14 protein-coding genes are annotated in these 19,063 nt (G+C 71.3%); 8 read left to right on the forward strand and 6 right to left on the reverse strand.

Annotated features, from left to right (window positions below; all coding sequences use genetic code 11):
- Nucleotides 1-20: 20 nt before the first annotated feature.
- The 6 genes from IPK81_07390 to IPK81_07415 all read left to right on the forward strand — a co-directional run bounded on the left by IPK81_07390 (nt 21) and on the right by IPK81_07415 (nt 10,190).
- Nucleotides 21-2,699 (forward strand): virulence factor, encoded by a 2,679-nt coding sequence (locus tag IPK81_07390; GenBank protein ID QQS14002.1) that lies wholly within the window; start codon nt 21-23, stop codon nt 2,697-2,699.
- Nucleotides 2,700-3,045: 346 nt separating this feature from the next.
- A complete protein-coding gene (locus IPK81_07395; protein QQS14003.1) occupies nt 3,046-4,353 on the forward strand; it encodes a sel1 repeat family protein in 1,308 nt (435 codons plus the stop codon).
- An 85-nt stretch (nt 4,354-4,438) separates the two neighbouring features.
- A complete protein-coding gene (locus tag IPK81_07400) occupies nt 4,439-6,469 on the forward strand; it encodes a VWA domain-containing protein (protein ID QQS14004.1) in 2,031 nt (676 codons plus the stop codon).
- Between the two features lie 22 nt (nt 6,470-6,491).
- Entirely contained in the window at nt 6,492-7,238 is a 747-nt protein-coding gene (locus tag IPK81_07405; GenBank protein QQS14005.1) for an ATP-binding cassette domain-containing protein, read from the forward strand.
- 35 nt (nt 7,239-7,273) lie between these two features.
- Nucleotides 7,274-8,476 (forward strand): ABC transporter permease, encoded by a 1,203-nt coding sequence (locus IPK81_07410; protein QQS14997.1) that lies wholly within the window; start codon nt 7,274-7,276, stop codon nt 8,474-8,476.
- A 427-nt stretch (nt 8,477-8,903) separates the two neighbouring features.
- On the forward strand, nt 8,904-10,190 hold the full coding sequence (locus tag IPK81_07415; GenBank protein QQS14006.1) for a nucleotide sugar dehydrogenase: 1,287 nt from the start codon (nt 8,904-8,906) through the stop codon (nt 10,188-10,190).
- 19 nt (nt 10,191-10,209) lie between these two features.
- On the opposite strand, the gene IPK81_07420 is transcribed toward IPK81_07415, so the two are convergent.
- The 5 genes from IPK81_07420 to IPK81_07440 form a co-directional block, all read right to left on the reverse strand.
- Nucleotides 10,210-10,875 (reverse strand): class I SAM-dependent methyltransferase, encoded by a 666-nt coding sequence (locus tag IPK81_07420; protein ID QQS14007.1) that lies wholly within the window; start codon nt 10,873-10,875, stop codon nt 10,210-10,212.
- A gap of 85 nt (nt 10,876-10,960) precedes the next feature.
- Complete coding sequence (locus tag IPK81_07425; GenBank protein QQS14008.1) at nt 10,961-12,208, reverse strand: hypothetical protein; 1,248 nt, start codon at nt 12,206-12,208, stop codon at nt 10,961-10,963.
- Between the two features lie 37 nt (nt 12,209-12,245).
- A complete protein-coding gene (locus IPK81_07430; protein ID QQS14009.1) occupies nt 12,246-12,977 on the reverse strand; it encodes a hypothetical protein in 732 nt (243 codons plus the stop codon).
- 116 nt (nt 12,978-13,093) lie between these two features.
- The gene (locus tag IPK81_07435) at nt 13,094-14,503 is read right to left on the reverse strand and encodes a lipopolysaccharide biosynthesis protein (protein QQS14010.1); all 1,410 of its coding nucleotides are present in this window, start codon (nt 14,501-14,503) and stop codon (nt 13,094-13,096) included.
- Nucleotides 14,504-14,659: 156 nt separating this feature from the next.
- A complete protein-coding gene (locus IPK81_07440; protein ID QQS14011.1) occupies nt 14,660-15,487 on the reverse strand; it encodes a class I SAM-dependent methyltransferase in 828 nt (275 codons plus the stop codon).
- 296 nt (nt 15,488-15,783) lie between these two features.
- Here IPK81_07440 and IPK81_07445 point away from each other — a divergent pair, with 296 nt between their 5' ends.
- Nucleotides 15,784-16,683 (forward strand): class I SAM-dependent methyltransferase, encoded by a 900-nt coding sequence (locus IPK81_07445; protein QQS14012.1) that lies wholly within the window; start codon nt 15,784-15,786, stop codon nt 16,681-16,683.
- Nucleotides 16,684-16,714: 31 nt separating this feature from the next.
- Nucleotides 16,715-17,662, forward strand: coding sequence for a polysaccharide deacetylase family protein (locus IPK81_07450; protein ID QQS14013.1), 948 nt, complete (start codon nt 16,715-16,717; stop codon nt 17,660-17,662).
- A 6-nt stretch (nt 17,663-17,668) separates the two neighbouring features.
- Here the strand turns inward: IPK81_07450 and IPK81_07455 are convergent, their stop codons facing one another.
- The gene (locus IPK81_07455; protein QQS14014.1) at nt 17,669-19,060 is read right to left on the reverse strand and encodes a hypothetical protein; all 1,392 of its coding nucleotides are present in this window, start codon (nt 19,058-19,060) and stop codon (nt 17,669-17,671) included.
- Between the last annotated feature and the right edge of the window lie 3 nt (nt 19,061-19,063).

Genomic DNA, 19,063 nt, shown 5'->3' on the forward strand with positions numbered 1-19,063 from the left:
GAAGGACGGATACCCGCAAGATGGAAGAAGTCGATCTCAAGCTCTCGCGCGACTGCGACGCCACCGCGACGGCGGCGTCGGAGGCGATCGCGTGGATCCGCGACGTCGCGCCCACCGCCGAGAGCATCGGCCAGCAGTCCGGCCCGCTGGTGTCCGAGCTGCAGAAGGTGCGCAACCAGAGCCGCAAGCTGGCGCGCGCCGCCAAGCGCAAGATGTGCGTCGGCGTGTTCGGCCCCAGCCAGGCCGGCAAATCCTACCTCGTGTCGATCCTCGCCAGCCGCGAGGGCCGGCCGCTGACGGCGAAGTTCGACGGCAAGTCCTACGACTTCCTGCGCGAGATCAACCCGCCGGGCGGCCGCGAGTCGACCGGTCTGGTGACGCGGCTGAGCGCCGACGCCGCCGACGCGCCCGATGGATATCCGGTCGAGCTGCGGCTGGTGACGCAGACCGACATCGTCAAGATCCTGGCCAACTCGTTCTACCTCGACTTCGACCACCAGAAGGCGGCGTTCCAGCGGCCGGACTCCGAGCGCATCCGCAAGCGGCTGGGCGAGCTGCGGCCGCTGGCCAAGGACAAGCCGGTCGACGGGCTGGACGAGGACGACGTGCTCGACCTGGTCGAGTACTTCGACGGCTACTTCAAGGGCATGACGCAGGACTTCCACGTCGACTTCTGGCGCGAGGCGATGTCGCTGGCGCCGCGGCTGGCGGGCGCCGACCGCGCGCGGCTGTGGTCGCTGCTGTGGTACGATTTCGAGCCCTACACGAAGCTGTACCTCGAGCTGTTCGAGGGCCTCAAGAAGCTGTCCTTCGCCGAGGAGGCGCACTGCCGCATCGACGCGCTGGTGCCGCGCGAGAACAGCATCATCGACGTGCTGATCCTCGACCGCCTCGGCACCGACTCGGCCGACGCGCTGAAGGTGCGGCCGCGCAAGTCCGGCGCGCCCGAGGCCGAGCTGGCGCGCTCGCTGATCTGCGCGCTGACGGCGGAGCTGCGCATCTCGATCGACGACAAGCCGTGGCCGTTCTTCGACCACACCGACCTGCTCGACTTCCCCGGCGCGCGCTCGCGCCTGAAGCTCGAGAAGCTCGAGGACGCCGGCAAGGGCAGCGACGGCACGCAGAAGGCCAACCCGCTGCGCGAGCTGCTGCTGCGCGGCAAGGTCGCCTACCTGTTCCAGCGCTACTCCGCCGAGCGCGAGATCTCGGCCATCCTGCTGTGCATCCCCGACGGCGTGCAGGAGGTGCGCGACCTGTCGCCGATGATGGAGGGCTGGGTCAACGCCACCTTCGGCGAGACGCCGCAGGCGCGCGCCAAGCAGAAGAACGGCCTGTTCCTCGTGCTCACCAAGATGGACCGCGAGTTCGAGCAGAAGGCCGGCGAGACCGAGTTCAGCGGCCGCTGGTCGGCGCGCGTCAACAACTCGCTGCTGACGAATTTCCGCGGCGACTGGCCGCGAAACTGGGACGGCCGGCCGTTCCGCAACACGCTGTGGCTGCGCAACCCGACGGTCAAGGACGAGCGCCTGATGACCTACGCGGACAACCGCGAGGTCGGCATCGCCGACGCGTTCAAGGAGCGCTGCGACCAGCTGCGCGCCGCCTTCGTCGAGAACGAGATCGTGCGCCAGCACTTCGCCGATCCGGCGACGGCGTGGGACGAGTCGTTCCGCCCCAACGACGGCGGCCTGTCCTACATCGTCGCCAACCTGTCGCCGGTGTGCGATCCCGCGATCAAGCGCTCGCAGGTGCGCGGCCAGATCGACGAGCAGATCCGCCGCCTGTCGGACCGGCTGGCCGGCTTCCACAACGGCACCGACGCCGACGCGCGCCAGAAGAAGCAGCAGCTGGTCCAGCAGGTGCTGCGCGGGCTGGGCCCGTGCATCAAGGCGCAGCGCTTCGGCGAGCTGATCTCCGGGCTGCAGGTCGACGAGGAGGAGCTGCGCGGCATCTATTTCCGCGTCGCCACGCTGAAGGCCGGCGCCAACGGCAAGGACGGCGCGCCGGCGCCGCGCGCGGGCGAGGCGGTCGGCGCGGGCGTCGATCTCGGCGACATCTTCGGCGAGGTGTTCGGCGACGACGCCACGGTCGCGGCGCCGGAGGGCGCGGGCGGCGGCGGCTCGCTGCAGGACCGCTCGCAGCGCTTCGCCGGCGAGGCGGTGGCGCACTGGATGGAGCGCCTGCGCCGTACCGGCGGCGACGAGCGCGCGGCGTCGCACTTCTCGATCGACCGGCAGCATTTCGGCTGGCTGGTCGACGAGCTGACGGTCGGCGCCAACCGGCTGCGCATGGCCGACCACCTCGCCAAGGAGGTGCGCGTCGTCGAGAACAACGCCAACGCCAAGTGGGAGGACATCGCCGAGCGCCAGGTGCGGGCGGCGGCGAACGCCATCAACCGCTACGTCGACTGGCTCGGCTACGACCGCGTCACCCGCGACCTGCGCCCCGGCCTGCCGCCGCAGGCGCCGACGCGGCGCGTGTTCGAGGATCCCTCGGCCTTCTCGGAGAGCGGCCCGCCGCCGCTGACCGAGGAGCCGCTGCCGATCTACAACACCTTCTGCGCCGACTGGATGCGCGCCTTCCTGCAGCTGGCGATGGACAACGTCGGCTTCGAGGGCGGCCGCGACATCACGCCGGAGCAGAACGACCGCCTCGGCGCGATCCTGAACCGCGCCGACAAGGCCCGTCTGGCGGCGTGACGCCGCGGCCCTGATTCGGCGTTCCGGCGACGCGCGCCGGCCGATGTGAGAGTCCCGTGTTTCCGGCATCGGATCGCCCCGCATGGACGGATCCGAGCGTTCGATTCGCGTTTGTATATTGTATTTTGCATACAATATACAAAATGACCTCTTTCGAGCCCGGAACCCGGTCGCGCCTTCGGCTGGCCGGTCCAGCTCGCGACGCCGGCCGCGGCTCGAGCGGGCTCGGAACGCCTCGGGGTGGCGCTCCGGCCCGGCGCCGGCGCGGCCGATCGACCGGCGTCCATTGCCGGAACCGCGATGGCGGGCCAAAATGGCGCCGCAATCGCGACATTAGAGTGGGGCCATGCGCGCCGAAGTCCTTCCCAAGCCGGAACTGCCCGGTCACGCCGTGCTGCGCGTCCATGGTTTGGACGCCGGCGCCGACGGTTTGACCATCTGCATCGAGCGCCGGCAGGGACCGGAGAAGTACCTCTCGGACGGAGGCTGGCAGCGCTCGGAGACATGGCTGGCGCCGGAACGGATCGAGGGCTTCGAGGGCGGCATCGACTTCCACGTCGGCCCCGTCGTCTGCGACATGGTCGCGGGCATGACCGCGCGGCTGTCGATCCGCGAGCCCGGCATCGGCACCGTCGGCGCCACCGTGGTGGCGTGGCCGGCGATGCAGACCTCGGGCGCCTACGACCCCAACCGCATCCTGACGGACGATTCGGCGGCCGGCACCGGCCGGTCCTTCGGCACCGGCTCGGCGCCCACCATCGTCGCCAACCTCAAGGCGGCGCCGGCGCTGCCGTCGATCCTGCAGGCGCCGCCGGAGCCCGATCCGCCGCCGCCGCCGCTCCAGATGGAGCCGCCGCCCCCGTTCCAGCCGCCGCCCTTCCAGCCGCCTCCGTTCCAACCGCCGCCGTTCCAGCCGCCGCCGCAGGCCGAACCGCCGCCGGCGTTCGCGCCCGATCCGCCGCCGATGTTCGCGCCGCAGGCCGAGCCGCCGCCGCCGTTCGGCATGGATTCGCCGTTCGACCGGCCGACCACCGTCAGCACGCCGGAGCCGCGGCCGGCCCCGCCGCCGAAGAAATCGGGCGGCGCCGGAATCTGGATCGCGCTCGCGGCCGTCCTCGTGCTGCTGATCGGCGGTGGAGGCGGAGCGTACTGGTGGTTCTTCATGCGCGAGGAGCCGGTCGTCATCGTCGATCCGAACAAGCCGGATCCGAACAAGGGCGGACCGCAGACGGCCGACTACACCACGCCGATCCGCAAGCAGGTCGAGGACTTCCTCAAGACCAACCCGACGCCGGCGCAGATCGTCGAGAAAGGTCGCGCCTTCCTCAAGGCCGGCCAGCTCGAGGGCGCGTTCCTTGTCTGGCGCCACGGCGCGGAGACCGGCGATCCGGTCGCCGCCGCCGAGCTCGGTGGATTCTACGACCCGGTGAACCCGATCGCCAATTCGCCGTTTCCACCCAGCGCCGAGCGCGCCGCGCAATGGTACGAGCGCGCCGCCAAGGTCGAGCTACCGGCGGCGATGCGCAAACTCGGCATGCTCTACGCCAAGGGCGGCGAGGGATTTCCAGCCGACAAGTCCAAGGCGCGGGACTGGCTGACCAAGGCCGCCGACAAGGGCGACGCCGAGGCCAAGCGGGCGTTGGCGGAGCTTTGACCGGCGCGGCGCGTTGTCGCTCGCGCGGCCGGCGGGACCGCGCGTCCGCACGCCGCCGCGCCGCAGATCCGACAGGAGCCGCGACATGAACCGCTTTCCATCGACCGGGCGCGCGCGCCGCCTCGCCGCCGCCGTGCTCGTGGCCGCGACCGCGCTGGCGTGCTGGGCGCCGACGGCCGGCGCGCAGCGGACGCCGCCGCCCGCCGGCCCGCGCGCGCCGCTGCTGATGGAGGGCAAGAAGACGCTGTTCCAGCGCGTGCTCACGCGGCCCGACGCGCGCCCGTTCGACAAGCCGGCCGGCACCGCCGGCGCGGCGCTGCCGCCGATGACGGCGCTCTACGTCTACGCCCGCCAGAAGGTCGGCGCCGGCGAATGGTTGGAGGTCGGGGCCACGTCCGACGGCCGCGCCCCGGCCGGGTGGCTCAAGGCCGAGGACACGGTGGCGTGGAAGCAGACGCTGACGCTGGCCTTCACCAACCCCTCGGGCCGAGGCCGCACGATGTTCTTCCGCGAGCGCGAGGCGCTGCAGAAGGTGCTGGAGGCGGAGGACCGCCAGGCCCAGGCGCGGGCGTTGCGCGACCAGATCGTGGCCGGCGGCGCCCTGCCCGCCGCGTTCCCGGTGCTGTCGATCGAGCCGACCACGCACATCGACATCGCGCAGAAATTCTACCTGCTGCCGATCCTCGAGGCGTCCGAGACCTACCTCGCCAACAACATGAAGGCGCGCATGCTGAAGGTGGCGTCCGTCGCGCTGCGCGAGGAGGGCGAGGATCCGCTGAAGCCGAAGGTGCGGCAGAACATGTACGAGTCGCTGAAGGATTTCAGGCTCGGCGTGGTCTTCGTGGTCGACACCACCACCTCGATGCAGCCCTATCTCGACAAGGCGCGCGAGGCGGCCAAGCGCTTCTACGACCAGATCGAGCGCGCCGGCCTGAAGGCCAGCTACGGCCTCGTCGCCTTCCGCAGCAGCCTGCAGGTGACGCCGGGGCTGGAGTACCTGACCAAGGTCTACGCCCAGCCCAAGGAGGCGCTCGACGGCAAGGCCTTCATGGAGAAGCTGAAGGACCTCAAGGCCACGACCGTCTCCAGCCACGCCTTCACCGAGGATTCGATCGCCGGCCTCAAGGCGGCGATCGACGAGATCGACTGGACCGGGTTCGACGGCCGCATCGTCGTGCTGATCACCGACGCGGGGCCGCTCAAGAGCAGCGACCCGACGTCGGCGACCGGCCTGGACATCGGCGGCGTGCGGGCGCTGGCAGACGCCAACAACATCCACATCATGGCGGTGCATCTGCGCACCGCCGCCGGCAAGGCCGACCACCAGCCGGCCGGCGCGCAGTACACGACGCTGACCGGCGGGGGCAACCTGCCCGGCGCGCTCTACTATCCGATCGAGGCCGGCGGCGTCGGCGATTTCGGCAAGAGCATGGACGGCGTCGCCGAGGGCGTCACCGGCCTGATGCGCGCCTTCGCGCAGGGCAAGCTGGAGGAGCAGCGCCGGCAGGAGGCGCAGGCGGCGCCGCAGACCGGCCAGCCGCCGCGCATCCAGCGCGACGTGGCGCTGATCGGCCACGCCATGGCGCTGGCCTATCTCGGCCGCCAGAACCAGACCGTGGCGCCCAAGATGTTCGAGGCGTGGGCGACCGACCGCGACGTCGACACGCCCACGGCGACGGCGCTGGAGGTGCGCGTCCTGCTCAGCAAGAACCAGCTCAGCGACCTGCAGCAGACGATCAAGCGCGTGATCGACGCCGGCAAGCGCGGCCAGCTCACGCCGTCGGGCTTCTTCGACGAGCTGCGGAGCGCGGCGGCGGCGATGAGCCGCGATCCGTCGCGTATCGGCCGCGGTGGCGGCGAGAAGCTGGGCGAGCTGGGGCTGATGGGGGAGTACCTCGACGACCTGCCGTACAAGAGCAAGCTGATGGGCATCGACCAGCAGACCTGGTCGACCTGGTCGATCGCCGAGCAGCAGGCGCTGATCGACGAGCTCGAGGCCAAGGCGCGGCTCTACGAGCGGCTGCACAACGACACCAAGCTGTGGGTGGCGTTGGGTGGACCGAACACCAACCCCGGCGATCTCGTCTATCCGATCCCGCTCGACGCGATGCCTTGAGGCCGGCGGCGGGACGTCCCCGATGACGGAGCGCGCCGCGCCGCTGCTGTCGCTGCGCGGCGTCGCCAAACGCCGCGAATCGGCCGGCGCGCGCTTCGAGCTGCGCGTCGAGTCCCTCGATGTCGCGGCGGGCGAGCGCGTCGCGCTGGTCGGCGAGAGCGGTTCCGGCAAGAGCACGTTGCTCGATCTTCTGGCGCTGGCGTCGGCGCCGGACGACGCGGAGGCGTTCGCTTTGGCGACGGCGGACGGCGCCACCGACGCCGCCGCGTTGTGGCGCGACGGCGACGGCGACGCGCTGGCGGCGCTGCGCGCCCGCCATGTCGGCTACGTGCCGCATACCGGCGGGCTGTTCGCCTTCCTGAACGTGTTCGACAACATCGACCTGCCGCGCCGCCTGCTCGGCATGGCCGACGACGGCACCACGGCGGCGCTCGCCAAGCGGCTGGGCGTGGCAGACCATCTACGCAAGAAGCCGGCGGCGCTCTCGGTCGGCCAGCGCCAGCGCGTCGCCATCGCGCGCGCGCTGGCGCACGGCCCCGCGCTGGTGCTGGCCGACGAGCCGACCGCGTCGGTCGATCCCGCGACCGCCGATCTGGTGACGGAGCTGCTGCTGGAGCAGACCGCCGAGCGCGGCGCGGCGCTGATCCTGGCGTCGCACGACTGGGCGCGGATCGAACGGCTGGGCCTGCCGCGCGTCGCGCCCGAGATCGAACGCCGCCGCGACGGCGACGGCGTCGTCGTCCGCTCGGTGTTCGCGAGGACATCGTGAGCGCCGCCGCCCGCCCGCCGCGCGATCTCGCGCGCATCGTGTCGCTGGCGCTGGCCGACGCGCGCCACGAGTGGCGCTCGACCCTGTGCCTGGTGCTGGCGCTGGCGGCCGTGCTGGCGCCGCTGCTGGTGCTGTTCGGCCTGCGCTTCGGCGTCGTGCAGACGCTGACCGACCGGCTGGCGCGCGACCCCCGCAACCTCGAGATCGCGCCGATCGGCGCCGGCCGTTTCGACGCGGCGTGGTTCGACAGGGCCAAGTCGTGGCCGGAGGTCGCGTTCCTCGTGCCCCGCACCCGCGCCATCGCGGCCAGCGTCGATCTGCTGCGGCCCGGGGGCTCCGCGCTGAACGTCGAGCTGGTGCCCACGGCGCCGGGCGATCCGCTGGCCGTCGCGGTCGCGCCCGACCCGGGAACGCCCGGCGACGGGGCGCTGTCGATCACCCTGTCCGGCTCGGTGGCGCGCAAACTAGGCCTGACGCCCGGCGACGCGTTGGCGGGCATCGTCGGCCGCAGCGTCGAGGGGCGTGTCGAGAACATCCGCCTCGCGCTGCGCGTCGGGAGCGTGCTGCCGGAGAACGCCTATCCGCGCGACGCCGCGTTCGTGCCGGTCGGACTGTTGGACGCCACCGAGTCCTTCCGCGATGGATACGCCGAGCCGCTGCTGAAGGCCGATGGCAGGCCGCGGCCGGAGGGCGCGCGGCTCTACGCGGGCTTCCGCATGTACGGCCGCACCATCCACGACGTGCCGGCGCTGCGCGACCGGCTGCGGGCGGAGAAGGTCGAGGTCTCCACCCGCGCCGCCGAGATCGAACAGTTGATCTCGCTCGACCGCAATCTCGGCCTGCTGTTCTGGCTGATCGCCGGTATCGGTACCGTCGGCTTCCTGCTGTCGCTGGGCGTCAGCCTGTGGGGCGCGGTCGAGCGCAAGCGGCGCGATCTCGCGACCCTGCGCCTGCTCGGCTTCCGCGCCCGCGCCACCGTCGCCTTCCCGGTGGTGCAGGCCGCGGCCGTCGCGGTCCTCGGCATCGCGCTGGCGCTGGCGGTGTTCGCGGTCGTGGCGCGCGCCATCAACGTCGAGTTCGAGACCAGCCTCGGCGCCGGCGAGGCGGCGTGCCGCCTGCTGCCCGGCCACGTCGCCGCCGCCGCCGCCGCGACGATCGTCTGCGCCCTGCTGGCCTCGGCGCTGGCCGGGCGCCGCGCCGCGCGCGTCGATCCCGCCGAAGGTCTGCGGGAACTATGACATCGCCTTCGACAAGTGGTTAGCGGGACAGCCGGAGATGTCGCCATGACCTTCGCGCTTTCGTTACTCCCTCCCCCCTTGTGGGGGACGGTCGGGGTGGGGGGTGCCACCGCACGGGATCGGCTCGGTGAGTCGCTTCGGCGCCGCGATTCGATCTCGAACATCGTCACCTGCGCCCCCCCACCCCGACCGTCCCCCACAAGGGGGGAGGGAGCATGAGCAATCGACTCGCGGCGCTAAGGGTGGATGCTCCCGCCGCTTGCGGGAGAGGGAGCGAGAAGGCGCGTGATTTCGCGTGGCACGAGATGGCGACATTGAGATCGCGAACCGCCCCACCATCCGCCCGCGCGGCGGTTTGTGACGCCGGCCGGATTCCAGTATATGGGCGCCGCCCCGGCGCCTTCCCGCGCGCGGCATGAGGATGGCGATGGCGCACAACCGCCGGATTTCCGTGATCGGACTGGGATATGTCGGCCTGCCGGTGGCCGCGGCGTTCGCGCGCGCCGGCGTGCCGACGGTGGGTTTGGACATCTCGCCGGCCCGGATCGCCGAGCTGACGGCGGGCCGCGACCGCACCGGCGAGGTCGACCCGGCCGACCTCAAATCCCCGCATCTGCGGTTCACGACCGATCCCGCCGCGCTGGGCGACGCCGACTTCCACATCGTCACGGTCCCGACGCCGATCGACGCGTCGAACCGGCCGGATCTCGGCCCGCTGCGCGCCGCCTCGACCACGATCGGCAGGGCGCTGCGCAAGGGCGGCGTCGTGGTCTACGAGTCGACCGTGTACCCCGGCGTCACCGAGGACGAATGCGTGCCGATCCTCGAAAAGGAGTCGGGCCTGCGCTGGAAGACCGATTTCAACGTCGGCTACTCGCCGGAGCGGATCAATCCCGGCGACAAGGAGCGCCGCTTCGAGACCATCCTGAAGATCGTGTCGGGCGACACGCCAGCGACGCTCGACCTGGTCGACGCGGTCTATGGCGGCGTCGTGCGCGCCGGCACCCACCGCGCGCCGTCGATCCGGGTGGCGGAGGCCGCCAAGGCGGTCGAGAACACCCAGCGCGACATCAACATCGCCCTGATCAACGAGCTGGCGCTGATCTTCGACCGCATGGACATCGACACCCGCGACGTGCTGGCCGCCGCCGGCACCAAATGGAACTTCCTGCCGTTCAAGCCCGGCCTGGTCGGCGGCCACTGCATCGGCGTCGATCCGTATTACCTGACGCACGCCGCCGAATCGGTGGGCTACAACTCGCAGGTGATCCTGTCGGGACGCCGCGTCAACGACGGCATGGGCCTCTACGTCGCCAACCGCGTGGTGCGCAACCTGATGCGCCGCGGCTGGAGCGGCCGGCCGCTGGTCACCATCCTCGGCGTCACGTTCAAGGAGGACGTGCCGGACGTGCGCAACACCCGGGTCGCCGACATCGCCCGCGAGCTGCGCAATTTCGGCATCGCCGTGCAGCTCCACGATCCGCTCGCCGATCCCGCCGAGGTGCGACACGAGTACGGCCTCGAGCTGATGCCGCTCGACGCCATGTCGCCGGCCGACGCCGTCGTGGCCGCGGTCGCGCACGCCGACTACGTCGCGGGCGGCTGGTCGCTGGTGCGTGGATTGCTGCGCCCGAAGGGCGGCTTCGTCGCCGACGTGCAGGGCCTGCTTGACCGCGCGACAGTCCCGCCCGACGTGACGTTGTGGCGGCTGTAGGAACGCCGCCGGCCGGGGGTCAGCCCTCGACCAGCGTGCGGATACGCTTCTTGGCGCCGTACCAGGTGCGGGTCTTGTTCTCGAGCACGAACCGGTAGCGCACGCCCGGCCGCTTGGCCGCCGCCGCCGCGAGCACCGGCCGCCACCACGATTCCGGCCGCGCCGTGCAATGGGCGTTCTCGCCGTTGGGCAGCACCGATTTGGCGAGGTGGCAGGCGATGTTGCCGTACACGAATTTCTCCGCGAACCCGAAGATCTCGTCGAGGATCCAGGGGATGTCGGACTCGGGGCAGTGCTCCAGCACGTCGGTGCACACCACGCCGTCGAAGCGGCCCGCCGGCAGACCGGTGAACGGCGGATAGGCCGCGTCGTAGCAGGTCACCTCGTCGAGACCCCAGAACGACTTCAGGCTCTGGACCTTGCGTCCGTCGCTGAGCGTCAGGTCGGTCCACTGGTACTGCATGCCCTTGCCGGCGCCGTAGTCGAGCAGCGTGCGCGCGCCGGTGCGGTCGATCAGCTCCTTGATCGGCACGGCGTGGATCGGCAGCGAGCGGCCCGGAAAGACCTCCTCGGGCGGCAGGTTGCGCGCCTTCTCGCCGTCCACGTGCATCTCGCGGTACATGCCGACGAGCTGCTGGTAGCGGGGGCTCGGGTTGGCGCGGCTGAAGGCCGTCTGGGTCGACATCGATCTCTGTCCTCGGCAGGCGCCGCCGGCGCGGGTCGGTCGGCGGGTTCGTAGGGGCCGCGCCGACTCCCGTCAAGCCGGCCGGTCAGGGGCTCCTGGGCGGCGCCTCAGGCACCAGCCGCAGCGATTTCAGCTGCGCCGCGATCGCCTCGGCGGCGACGCGGTGGCCCAGCGGCGTCATATGCTCGTCGTCGAGCCCGAAATACAGCTTCGGCTTGCCCGGCCCGCCGGCCGCCTGGACCGCCGCCAACAGCTCGATCACGGGGATGTCGAGCGCCTTGCCGAGCGCCTTCAGCTCGCGCTCCGGCTTGGCGATGTCGATCCGCGCCTTGGGCAGCGCCTGGCGCATCCGCGCCAGCGTCTCCGGCTCGCCCTGCAGCTTGTTGACGTAGGACCACATCGCGAACCGCGCGCCGGCGTCGCGCGAGCGGTCCCGCATCTCGCCGATCAGCGCGCCGGTCACGGCCCAGCCGTCGCGCCAGAGCCGCTCGTACTGGTCGCGGGTACGCCCCTTCAGGGCGTACTCCATGGCGAAGTCCTCCATCATGATCCAGCCGATCCAGACGTTGGGATCGGTCCTGCGGCCGCCGCCCAGCGCGCGGTTCGCCTGCCGGATCACCTTCTGCGTCATCGGGCCGACCAGCGCGTCGTAGACGCGTTCGCCCAGTCCCGGCCCCTTGCGCTGGCGGTCCAGCGCGGTGGCCAGCGGCTCGTTGTCGATCACGACCTTGCCGGCGGCGTCGAGCCGGGCGTAGGGCCGGCGCGCGTCGCGCTGGAACCACCGCTGCAGCGGATAGTGGCTGGTCTGCACGTCGTTGCCGGGCGAGAAGCCGAGCAGCACGAGGTCGGGCTTGTACTTGAGGCCCTCCTCCACCAGCCAGAGATACTCCTGCACCGTGCTGTAGGCCGCGACGCTCAGGTTGATCACCTCGAAGCGGCCGGCGCCGAGCGCGTCCTGGAGCTGGGCGGCGAGATGCTCGCGGTCGCCGACGCCGCTGCCGAAGGTCCCCGAATCGGAGACCACGAGGATGCGGAACACGCCCGGCTTGGGCGCCGCGTCGAACTCCGGCCCGCGCACGCCCTTCGAGTTGATGGTGGCGACCTGGGAGAACGCCAGCTTCTGCATGTGGAACACGGCGCCGGGCCGGTGCGCCCAGCCGCGCGTGGCGTGCGGCACGTGCCACTCGCGCTCGTTCTCCGCCGCGTAGCCGAGCCGGCCGTGGAAGGCCAGCCGCAGGGCGTACTCGGCGGCCCACAACGCCAGCCAGGCCGAGACCAGGACGAGCGCCACCGACGCGGACCAGCGCCCCATGCGGGCCTTCCAACCGGTCATTCCGCCTTCCTCCCGCGCGTCGATGAAGGGATCCGCCTCAATGCCGGCCGGTCGCCTCGAGCAGCTCGAAGGTCGACAGCTTGTTGACGTTGTCGACGCGGACCCGGTAGCGGCGCCGCAGATTGTGCCGCAGGAAATGGACGTTGTTGAAACGGCCGTCGACGACCATGAAGAAGCCGCCCTTCAGCGACGGCTCCAGCAGGATGAGGTCCGCCGCCGCCGCCTGGCGCGGCCCGCCGCTCTCCAGCGTGAACGACAGGCCGCCGACCTCGCCGACCACGTCGAGCGGGTTGGGCGCGTCGAGATAGACGAAATCCGGCACCACGCTCGGCAGATCGACGTAGCGGTGGCACAGCTGGCCGTTCACCTCGCAGGCCCGCACCTCGCTGTGGTGGAACTCGACGAAGCCGCGCAGCGAGTCCGGCACCTTGCCGGCGGCGTTGCGGATCCAGCGCTCGTTGGCGTCGACCGACCACAGTTTCGGCGGCGGTTGAAGCGTGGCCTTCGCCTTGGCGGGGCCGGCGGGAGGCGCCTCGCGGGCGTTCAACGACAGGGCGTGCGCCAGCACCAGCGTGCTGAAACCGGTGCCGAACTCGAGGATCGTGGTCGGCCGCCGGCGCCGGACGATGGCGTGGAGGTTGTGCAGGTCGTGGAGCACCGGCGGGATCTCGGACCCCTCGCCGGTCCGCAGCAGCTCCATCGCGCCGCAGCGCTCGAGGTACTCCCGCGCCTTCGCTTCGTTCCGGCGGCGCAGAAATGGGCCAAACATGCGGTGTCCCTTGGAGGTGCAGATGTGTCGCCGCCGTCCGCGGGCCGGGACCGGATACGCCCGCGGTCAACGGGTGTCAACGCGGCCGGGACCGCGGACCGGCGGCGCGTCCATGGTCACGCGGGCGGCGCCGCGGCGGCGCGCCGTATGCGCGAATCGACGGCGCGCATCACGACCGCGCCGAACACGGCGCAGCTCAGCGCCTCCGTGAATATCCGCGACCACGCGGCGCCGACCAGGCCGAACTGCCACGTCGCCAGGATCAGCACCGGCACCGTGACGCAGGTCATGATGAAGGCCAGCTTCAGGTTACGGTAGGCGCGGCCCATCGCGGTCAGCGCCGGCATGAACGGCGAGGCGAACATCGTGATCACGCGCGAGCACAGGAACAGCAGGCCGGGCTCGAACGCGGCCACGAAGTCCTTCTGCGTGGCGCGGAAGAAGAACAGGTCGAGCAGCGCCGGCCCCCACAGGGCGTAGACGACCACGACGCCGACGGCGCCGACGGTCGAGACGGCGCCGCCGCGCAGCACGAGGCTGCGGAAGCCGCGGTAGTCGCCGGCGCTCCACATCCGGGCCAGCTGCGGGAACACGGAGTAGACGAACAGCTTCGCGGGCACGCCGAGCACCGACGACACCTGCTTGACGATCTTCCAGAGCGCGACGCCCGTGGCCCCCAGGAACGCCGCGACGATGAGGTCGTCGGCCTCCTTGGCGACGACGGCCAGCGAGATGCGCGCGTTGTTGGACAGCGCGAACTTCCAGATGCCGCGGTGGCCGGCCGTCTTGGAGGCGAGGAAATGGGACCAGCCCGGCGCCAGGCCGCGCTTGGCGAGCTCGCGCCAGCCCAGCCACACCGTGACCGCGCGGTCGACGGCCGACGACGCGAGGTAGGCGGCGCCGAACGCCCACAGGTCCCAGCCTTGCCAGAAGCAGACCGCGCAGAGCGCGACGCGGACGCCGGGGCCGATCGGCTGGGTCACCGCCTGGATGCCGAACTTGTCGAACAGCCGCAGGATGCCCACCGGCGTCGCGCTCACCGTGAAGAACGCCGACAGGCTCATGAACAGCACGAACGGCAGGTAGTCGCGCGTCACGTCCTTGACCGGCAGGATCAGCCACGCGAGCCCGGCGCACACCAGCAGCGCCGCGACCGCCGTTCCAAGGTCGAGCAGGGTGCCGAACGCGATCAGCCGCTTGAACGCGTCGTTGTCCTCGCGCGCCAGATCGTCGGCGCCGTACTTGACCACCGCCTCCCAGGTCGAGAACTTGAGCGCGTTGCCGATGAGATGCGTGAAGCTCAGGGTCGTGACCAGGATGCCGAAGGCCAGGAGGCCCAGGCCGGCGGTCGCGAACCAGATCGCGCCCAGCCCCACGATGGCGCTGAAGACGTGCCCGGTGAACAGCTTGAGCACGTTGGCGTAGAGCTTCGCGAGCACGGCGTCATGCCGCCACGCCCACACGCGCGCGGCGACGGCGCGCGGCGTCAGGCCGTCGGATCGCGTTGTCGATGGAGGCACGGACATCCGGGGGAACCGTTGCGGGCGAATTGAGGCGGCGTCGTGGCGGGCGGCGGACCGTCGGAACGGCCGCGGCCGCGCCGGGCGGGCGGCGACGCGCGCGCTACCGGCGCCGTCGCGGCGGGACTTCCAGCGCGGTCGCGCCGTCCGCGCACGCCACGGTCAGCGGCGGAACTCCCAGTGCACCAGCGCCAGGGAGTTGAACGGATTCCACCCGATCACGTCGCGCTCCATCCGCCGCACGACGATGTCGGGCCGGCGCTGGATCTCGCCGAACAGGTTCCTGTTGTAGTCGTTGATCTCGAGATAGCGCCGCCGCATCTGGCCCAGCAGCGTGTCGGTCGGCTGCAGATCGTAGGCGGGCTCGATGTGGAACACCGCCGATATCTTGTCCTTGTAGCGCGCCAGCGTGTCGAGCGTGCTCCGCGAATCGGGGATCTGCTCCTGGGCCTGGCTGGTCAGCACGACGACCGGCCCGTCGGCCTTCTCGATCACCGCGTAGCGGCTGTCGTAGAAATCGACGCGCTCGACCGAGATGTCGGGATGCGCCGCGTACAGGCCGTCCGCCAGCTCCACCGCGCTCGCCGTGAACTCGCCACCCCGGTAGGCCTTCCCGGGAAAGCGGCGGCGCAGCGACCAGAGCACATGCCCGAATCCGCAGCCGAGCTCGACGATGGTGCGGCAATCGGCCACCGCGCCGGCCATCCACTCGTACAGCAGCTCGTCGTACCAGCGCATGATCTGGGCCGCCGGCGCGGCGACCAGCTCGCCCTTGTAGACACCGGGACGCAACTCGGCCGGATCGAGCAGATAGTGCTTCTCGCGGAGCTGGTCGGCGTCGAGCGTGCCGCCGGAGCGCTTCCACGCGTCGAGGCAGGCCTGCCATTTCACCTTGCCGTACTCGTCGTCGATCTTGGCCTGGTCGCGCCGCGGGACCTCGAACGCCGCCAGCCCGAGCAGCCGGGCCGGCCAGTCGGACCAACGCGGCAAATCGTCGATTTCTATGCGCCTCGGGCTGTTCATTGCGTGGATTTCATTGGATGATGCCGGGGGGTCGGCGGTTCGCGGGGACTGCTATCATCGGCCTTGCGACGGGGCAAGGGGCCGCTAAATCTGCAGAGAGCGCTCATTTCCGTGGCGCCGAACGGGCTATCGGCGCGGACGGCGGGCGCACGCGGTCGAATTTCAGCGCGACTCCTGTTGCATCGCGGCGGCCGATGCCGGAAACATCCGGCCGCCCGACGTCGACGCATCGCGGGCGGGGAACAGGGAGCCGAGAACGACTCATGAACACCGGCCAGCAGGACGATACCCGTCGCTACTTCCACGATTTCGCCGAGGATTGGCGGCGCAAGGGGTCGGGCGAGATCGCGGCGCGGGTCAACATCATCGCCCAGCGCAACCAAGTGGCGCTCGACACGCTGGCCGGCCTCAAGGCGCCGCGGCGGGTGCTCGACATCGGCTGCGGGACCGGCGATCTGGCGCTGGACGTCGCGCGTCGCGGCGTCGAGGCCGTCGGGATCGATTTCGCCGCCGACATGATCCGGATCTGCGAGGAGGCGCGCGCCGCCGCCGGCCTCGGCAACGCGCGCTTCGAGCACGTATCGATGTTCGACTTCGATCCGCGCGGCGCGAAATTCGACCTGATCAGCGCCCAGGGGTTGATCGAGTACATCTCGTCGGAGCAGCTCGACGCGCTGTGCCGGAAGGTCCTCGACATGCTGGCGCCGGGCGGCGCCTTCGTCGTCGGCTCGCGCAACCGGCTGTTCAACGTGGTGTCGCTCAACGCGTTCACGGCCGTCGAGCGGGAGCTCGGCAACCTCGACGACCTCTCGCGCGAGGCGCAGGCGTGCGCCACGGCGTCCGGCCAGGCGGAAGCGATCGCGGCGATGGAGGGCATCGCGCGGACCTATCCGCAACCGGACCGCCATCCGACGACCGGCGTCGCCGTGTCGGTGCGCTACCAGTACAGCCCCGGCGAGCTGGCCGCGCGGCTGCGGCGGTTCGGCTTCGCGCCCCGGGCGCTGGCCGGCGCGCACTACCACGGCCTGCCGCCGGCCGTCGCCGGCGAGTGGCCGGCGCTGCACGCCGTGCTCGCGGACACGGTGTACCGCGAGCGGCGCGACGACGTGCGGCTCCTGCCGTTCTGCTCGACCTTCGTGCTCGACGCGCGTCGGCCGGCGTGACGACGGGCGACCGGGGGATCGGGACGACGACATGAGCACGGCGCTGACGGTCGTCAACTACCACTACGTGCACACGCCCGTGCGCGGGCCGTTCGGCCGCCTCGTCGGTCGCTCGTATGAGGATTTCCACGGCCAGCTCGACCATATCCAGCGCAACTTCACGGTGGTCGGCCCCGACCGCCTGCTCGACGCGCTTGCCGGTCGCCGGCCGTTGCCGGCGAAGGCCTGCGCGCTGACCTTCGATGACGGCTACCGCGTCCACCACTCCGTCGCGTTCCAGGCGCTGCGGGCGCGCGGCCTGTCGGGATTCTTCTTCCCACCCGCGCTTTCCGCCCTCGAGCCGGTCGTGCTCGACGTGCACAAGATCCACTTCGCGCTCGCCTCGTCGACGCCGCACGCCGACATGGCGGCGGAACTGCGCGACTGGATCGACGCCGAGGCCGGCGTCCGGGCGCTGGAACCGGCCGACGCCTACTGGAAGACCTACGCGACGCCGTCGCGCTGGGACCCGCCGGCGACCATGTTCATCAAACGCGTGCTGCAGAAGGGGCTTCCGGAGGCGGCCCGCGACGCCGCCGTCGACTGGCTGTTCCGCCGCTTCGCGGGACACGTCGAGGCCGAGCTGTCGCGGGCGTTCTACATGAGCCCGGCCGAGCTCTCCGAGATGATCGCCGCCGGCATGTATGTCGGCTGCCATGGTTACGCGCACCGCTGGCTCGACACGCTGTCGGACGCCGACCGGCGCGAGGAGCTCGACCGCTCGCTGGCGTTCCTCTCGGGGATCGGCGCGCCCACCGACCGGTGGTTGATGTGCTACCCGTACGGCGGATTCAACGCGCCGCTGCTCGACGCGCTACGGCCGCTGGGGTGCGTCGGCGGGTTCACGACCAGGGTCGCCACGGCCGACCTCGCGACCGACGACCCGCTGCTGCTGCCGCGGCTGGACACCAACGACCTGCCGCTGCGCGCGGCGGCGTAGGCGGCGCTACCTGGGCGCCGCGCCGGCGGGGACGATCCGGAAGATGTTCTCGTCCAAAGTCGCGGCCCGCACGCCCTCGAACCGCCCCAGGATGCCGGCGAAGGCGTCGATCCGCCGCTGCACCTCGGGCTCCACGATGCCCGGGAAGCGGTGGCGCGTGTAGGCGACGTTGGATTTGTGGCGCGGCACGCTGGCCGCGCGCTCCTTCTGCCGCGTGCGCCAGCGCGCCGCGATGTGGCCGACGAGGCGGTCACCGAGGCCCGGCGCGCCGCCGCCGTCGCCGGCCCGTTCGACGCCCTCCACGACATCGGCGATGCGCTCGACCGCGAGCGGCCCGTCGAACGCCGAGATGTGCCTGTCGAGCAGCTCGCGCTGGGCGCGCGCCTCGGAGGCGTCGATCTCGAACCGGCCGGCGAGGATCGCGTCGACGGTGTCGATCAGCTCGGCCTCGCCGAAGATCTCGTGGCTCAGGCTGTTGGGAAGCTTCAGGTCGTACTCGTCGGACGCGACCGGGCGGTACGCCAGCGGCCGCGCGCCGAGCACGTAGGCCTCCAGCCCGGTGGTGCAGCCGTTGTGGATCACGGCCTGCGCCGCCAGCAGCCATGGCACGACGTTGCCCTCGTGAAGCACCACGACGTTCGTCGCCCCCTGCGCCGCGCGCGTCCAGGTCTCGTGGTTCTCGGCCGGATGCGGCCGGATGACGATCGGCGTGTCGGGGAAGCGCGCCGCCAGCGCCGGAATGGCGCGCTGGAAGGCGGTGAAGATGCCGTAGCGGTGGTGCGCCAGCGACGTCGCCCAGTCGGCGCCGGCCAGCGGCGCCGCGCCGCCGTCAGGCACGCGGACCGGCGTCAGGTTGGGGAAGAAATGGTTGAGGCTGCCGAAATTCGTGTTGATCAGCACGAAGCGGCCGAACCGCCGCGTCAGCGCCGCGACGTCGTCGGCGAAGAACGCCCGGAGCTCGGGCCGCATCATGTCGACGCGCGGATTGCCGGTCTCGTGGATCGGCACGCCGTGGTAGTGCGGCGACTCCCGCCACGCCAGCGCGTTGTCGGGCCCCCACGCCATCAGCGCCGACGTCGCCTGCAACGCCGGCCGCGCGACGCGGGCGCGGCGGTAGGTCTCGCGCGTGTAGTAGAACTGCGCCTCCTCGTCGAGCGCCACGATCGTGTGCCCGAGCCGCTTGAGGATGCCGGAGATGCGGTCGCTGGAGTGGCGCACGTCCTTGCCGACGTAGATCGAGCGCGGCAGGCGCGCGATGGCCATGTGGATCTCGTTGCGCGAGCCGACGACGCTGGCGAAGCCGCGCTCCGCCAGCACGCAGGCCAGCAGCAGCTTCGCGTCGAATTCGCGCGACTGGATCTCGCTGGGGATGATGACGGGCGTGCGGGCGGGGTCCATGGG

The organism is Rhodospirillales bacterium (genome assembly GCA_016699855.1).
In the GTDB taxonomy this organism is placed as follows: domain Bacteria; phylum Pseudomonadota; class Alphaproteobacteria; order Reyranellales; family Reyranellaceae.

What these genes read in the sequence shown, in the direction of transcription:
- IPK81_07390 (QQS14002.1), top strand. Translation starts at nt 21, where the DNA reads ATGGAAGAAGTCGATCTCAAGCTCTCGCGCGACTGCGACGCCACCGCG.
- IPK81_07395 (QQS14003.1), top strand. Translation starts at nt 3,046, where the DNA reads ATGCGCGCCGAAGTCCTTCCCAAGCCGGAACTGCCCGGTCACGCCGTG.
- IPK81_07400 (QQS14004.1), top strand. Translation starts at nt 4,439, where the DNA reads ATGAACCGCTTTCCATCGACCGGGCGCGCGCGCCGCCTCGCCGCCGCC.
- IPK81_07405 (QQS14005.1), top strand. Translation starts at nt 6,492, where the DNA reads ATGACGGAGCGCGCCGCGCCGCTGCTGTCGCTGCGCGGCGTCGCCAAA.
- IPK81_07415 (QQS14006.1), top strand. Translation starts at nt 8,904, where the DNA reads ATGGCGCACAACCGCCGGATTTCCGTGATCGGACTGGGATATGTCGGC.
- IPK81_07420 (QQS14007.1), bottom strand. Translation starts at nt 10,875, where the DNA reads ATGTCGACCCAGACGGCCTTCAGCCGCGCCAACCCGAGCCCCCGCTAC.
- IPK81_07425 (QQS14008.1), bottom strand. Translation starts at nt 12,208, where the DNA reads ATGACCGGTTGGAAGGCCCGCATGGGGCGCTGGTCCGCGTCGGTGGCG.
- IPK81_07430 (QQS14009.1), bottom strand. Translation starts at nt 12,977, where the DNA reads ATGTTTGGCCCATTTCTGCGCCGCCGGAACGAAGCGAAGGCGCGGGAG.
- IPK81_07435 (QQS14010.1), bottom strand. Translation starts at nt 14,503, where the DNA reads ATGTCCGTGCCTCCATCGACAACGCGATCCGACGGCCTGACGCCGCGC.
- IPK81_07445 (QQS14012.1), top strand. Translation starts at nt 15,784, where the DNA reads ATGAACACCGGCCAGCAGGACGATACCCGTCGCTACTTCCACGATTTC.
- IPK81_07450 (QQS14013.1), top strand. Translation starts at nt 16,715, where the DNA reads ATGAGCACGGCGCTGACGGTCGTCAACTACCACTACGTGCACACGCCC.
- IPK81_07455 (QQS14014.1), bottom strand. Translation starts at nt 19,060, where the DNA reads ATGGACCCCGCCCGCACGCCCGTCATCATCCCCAGCGAGATCCAGTCG.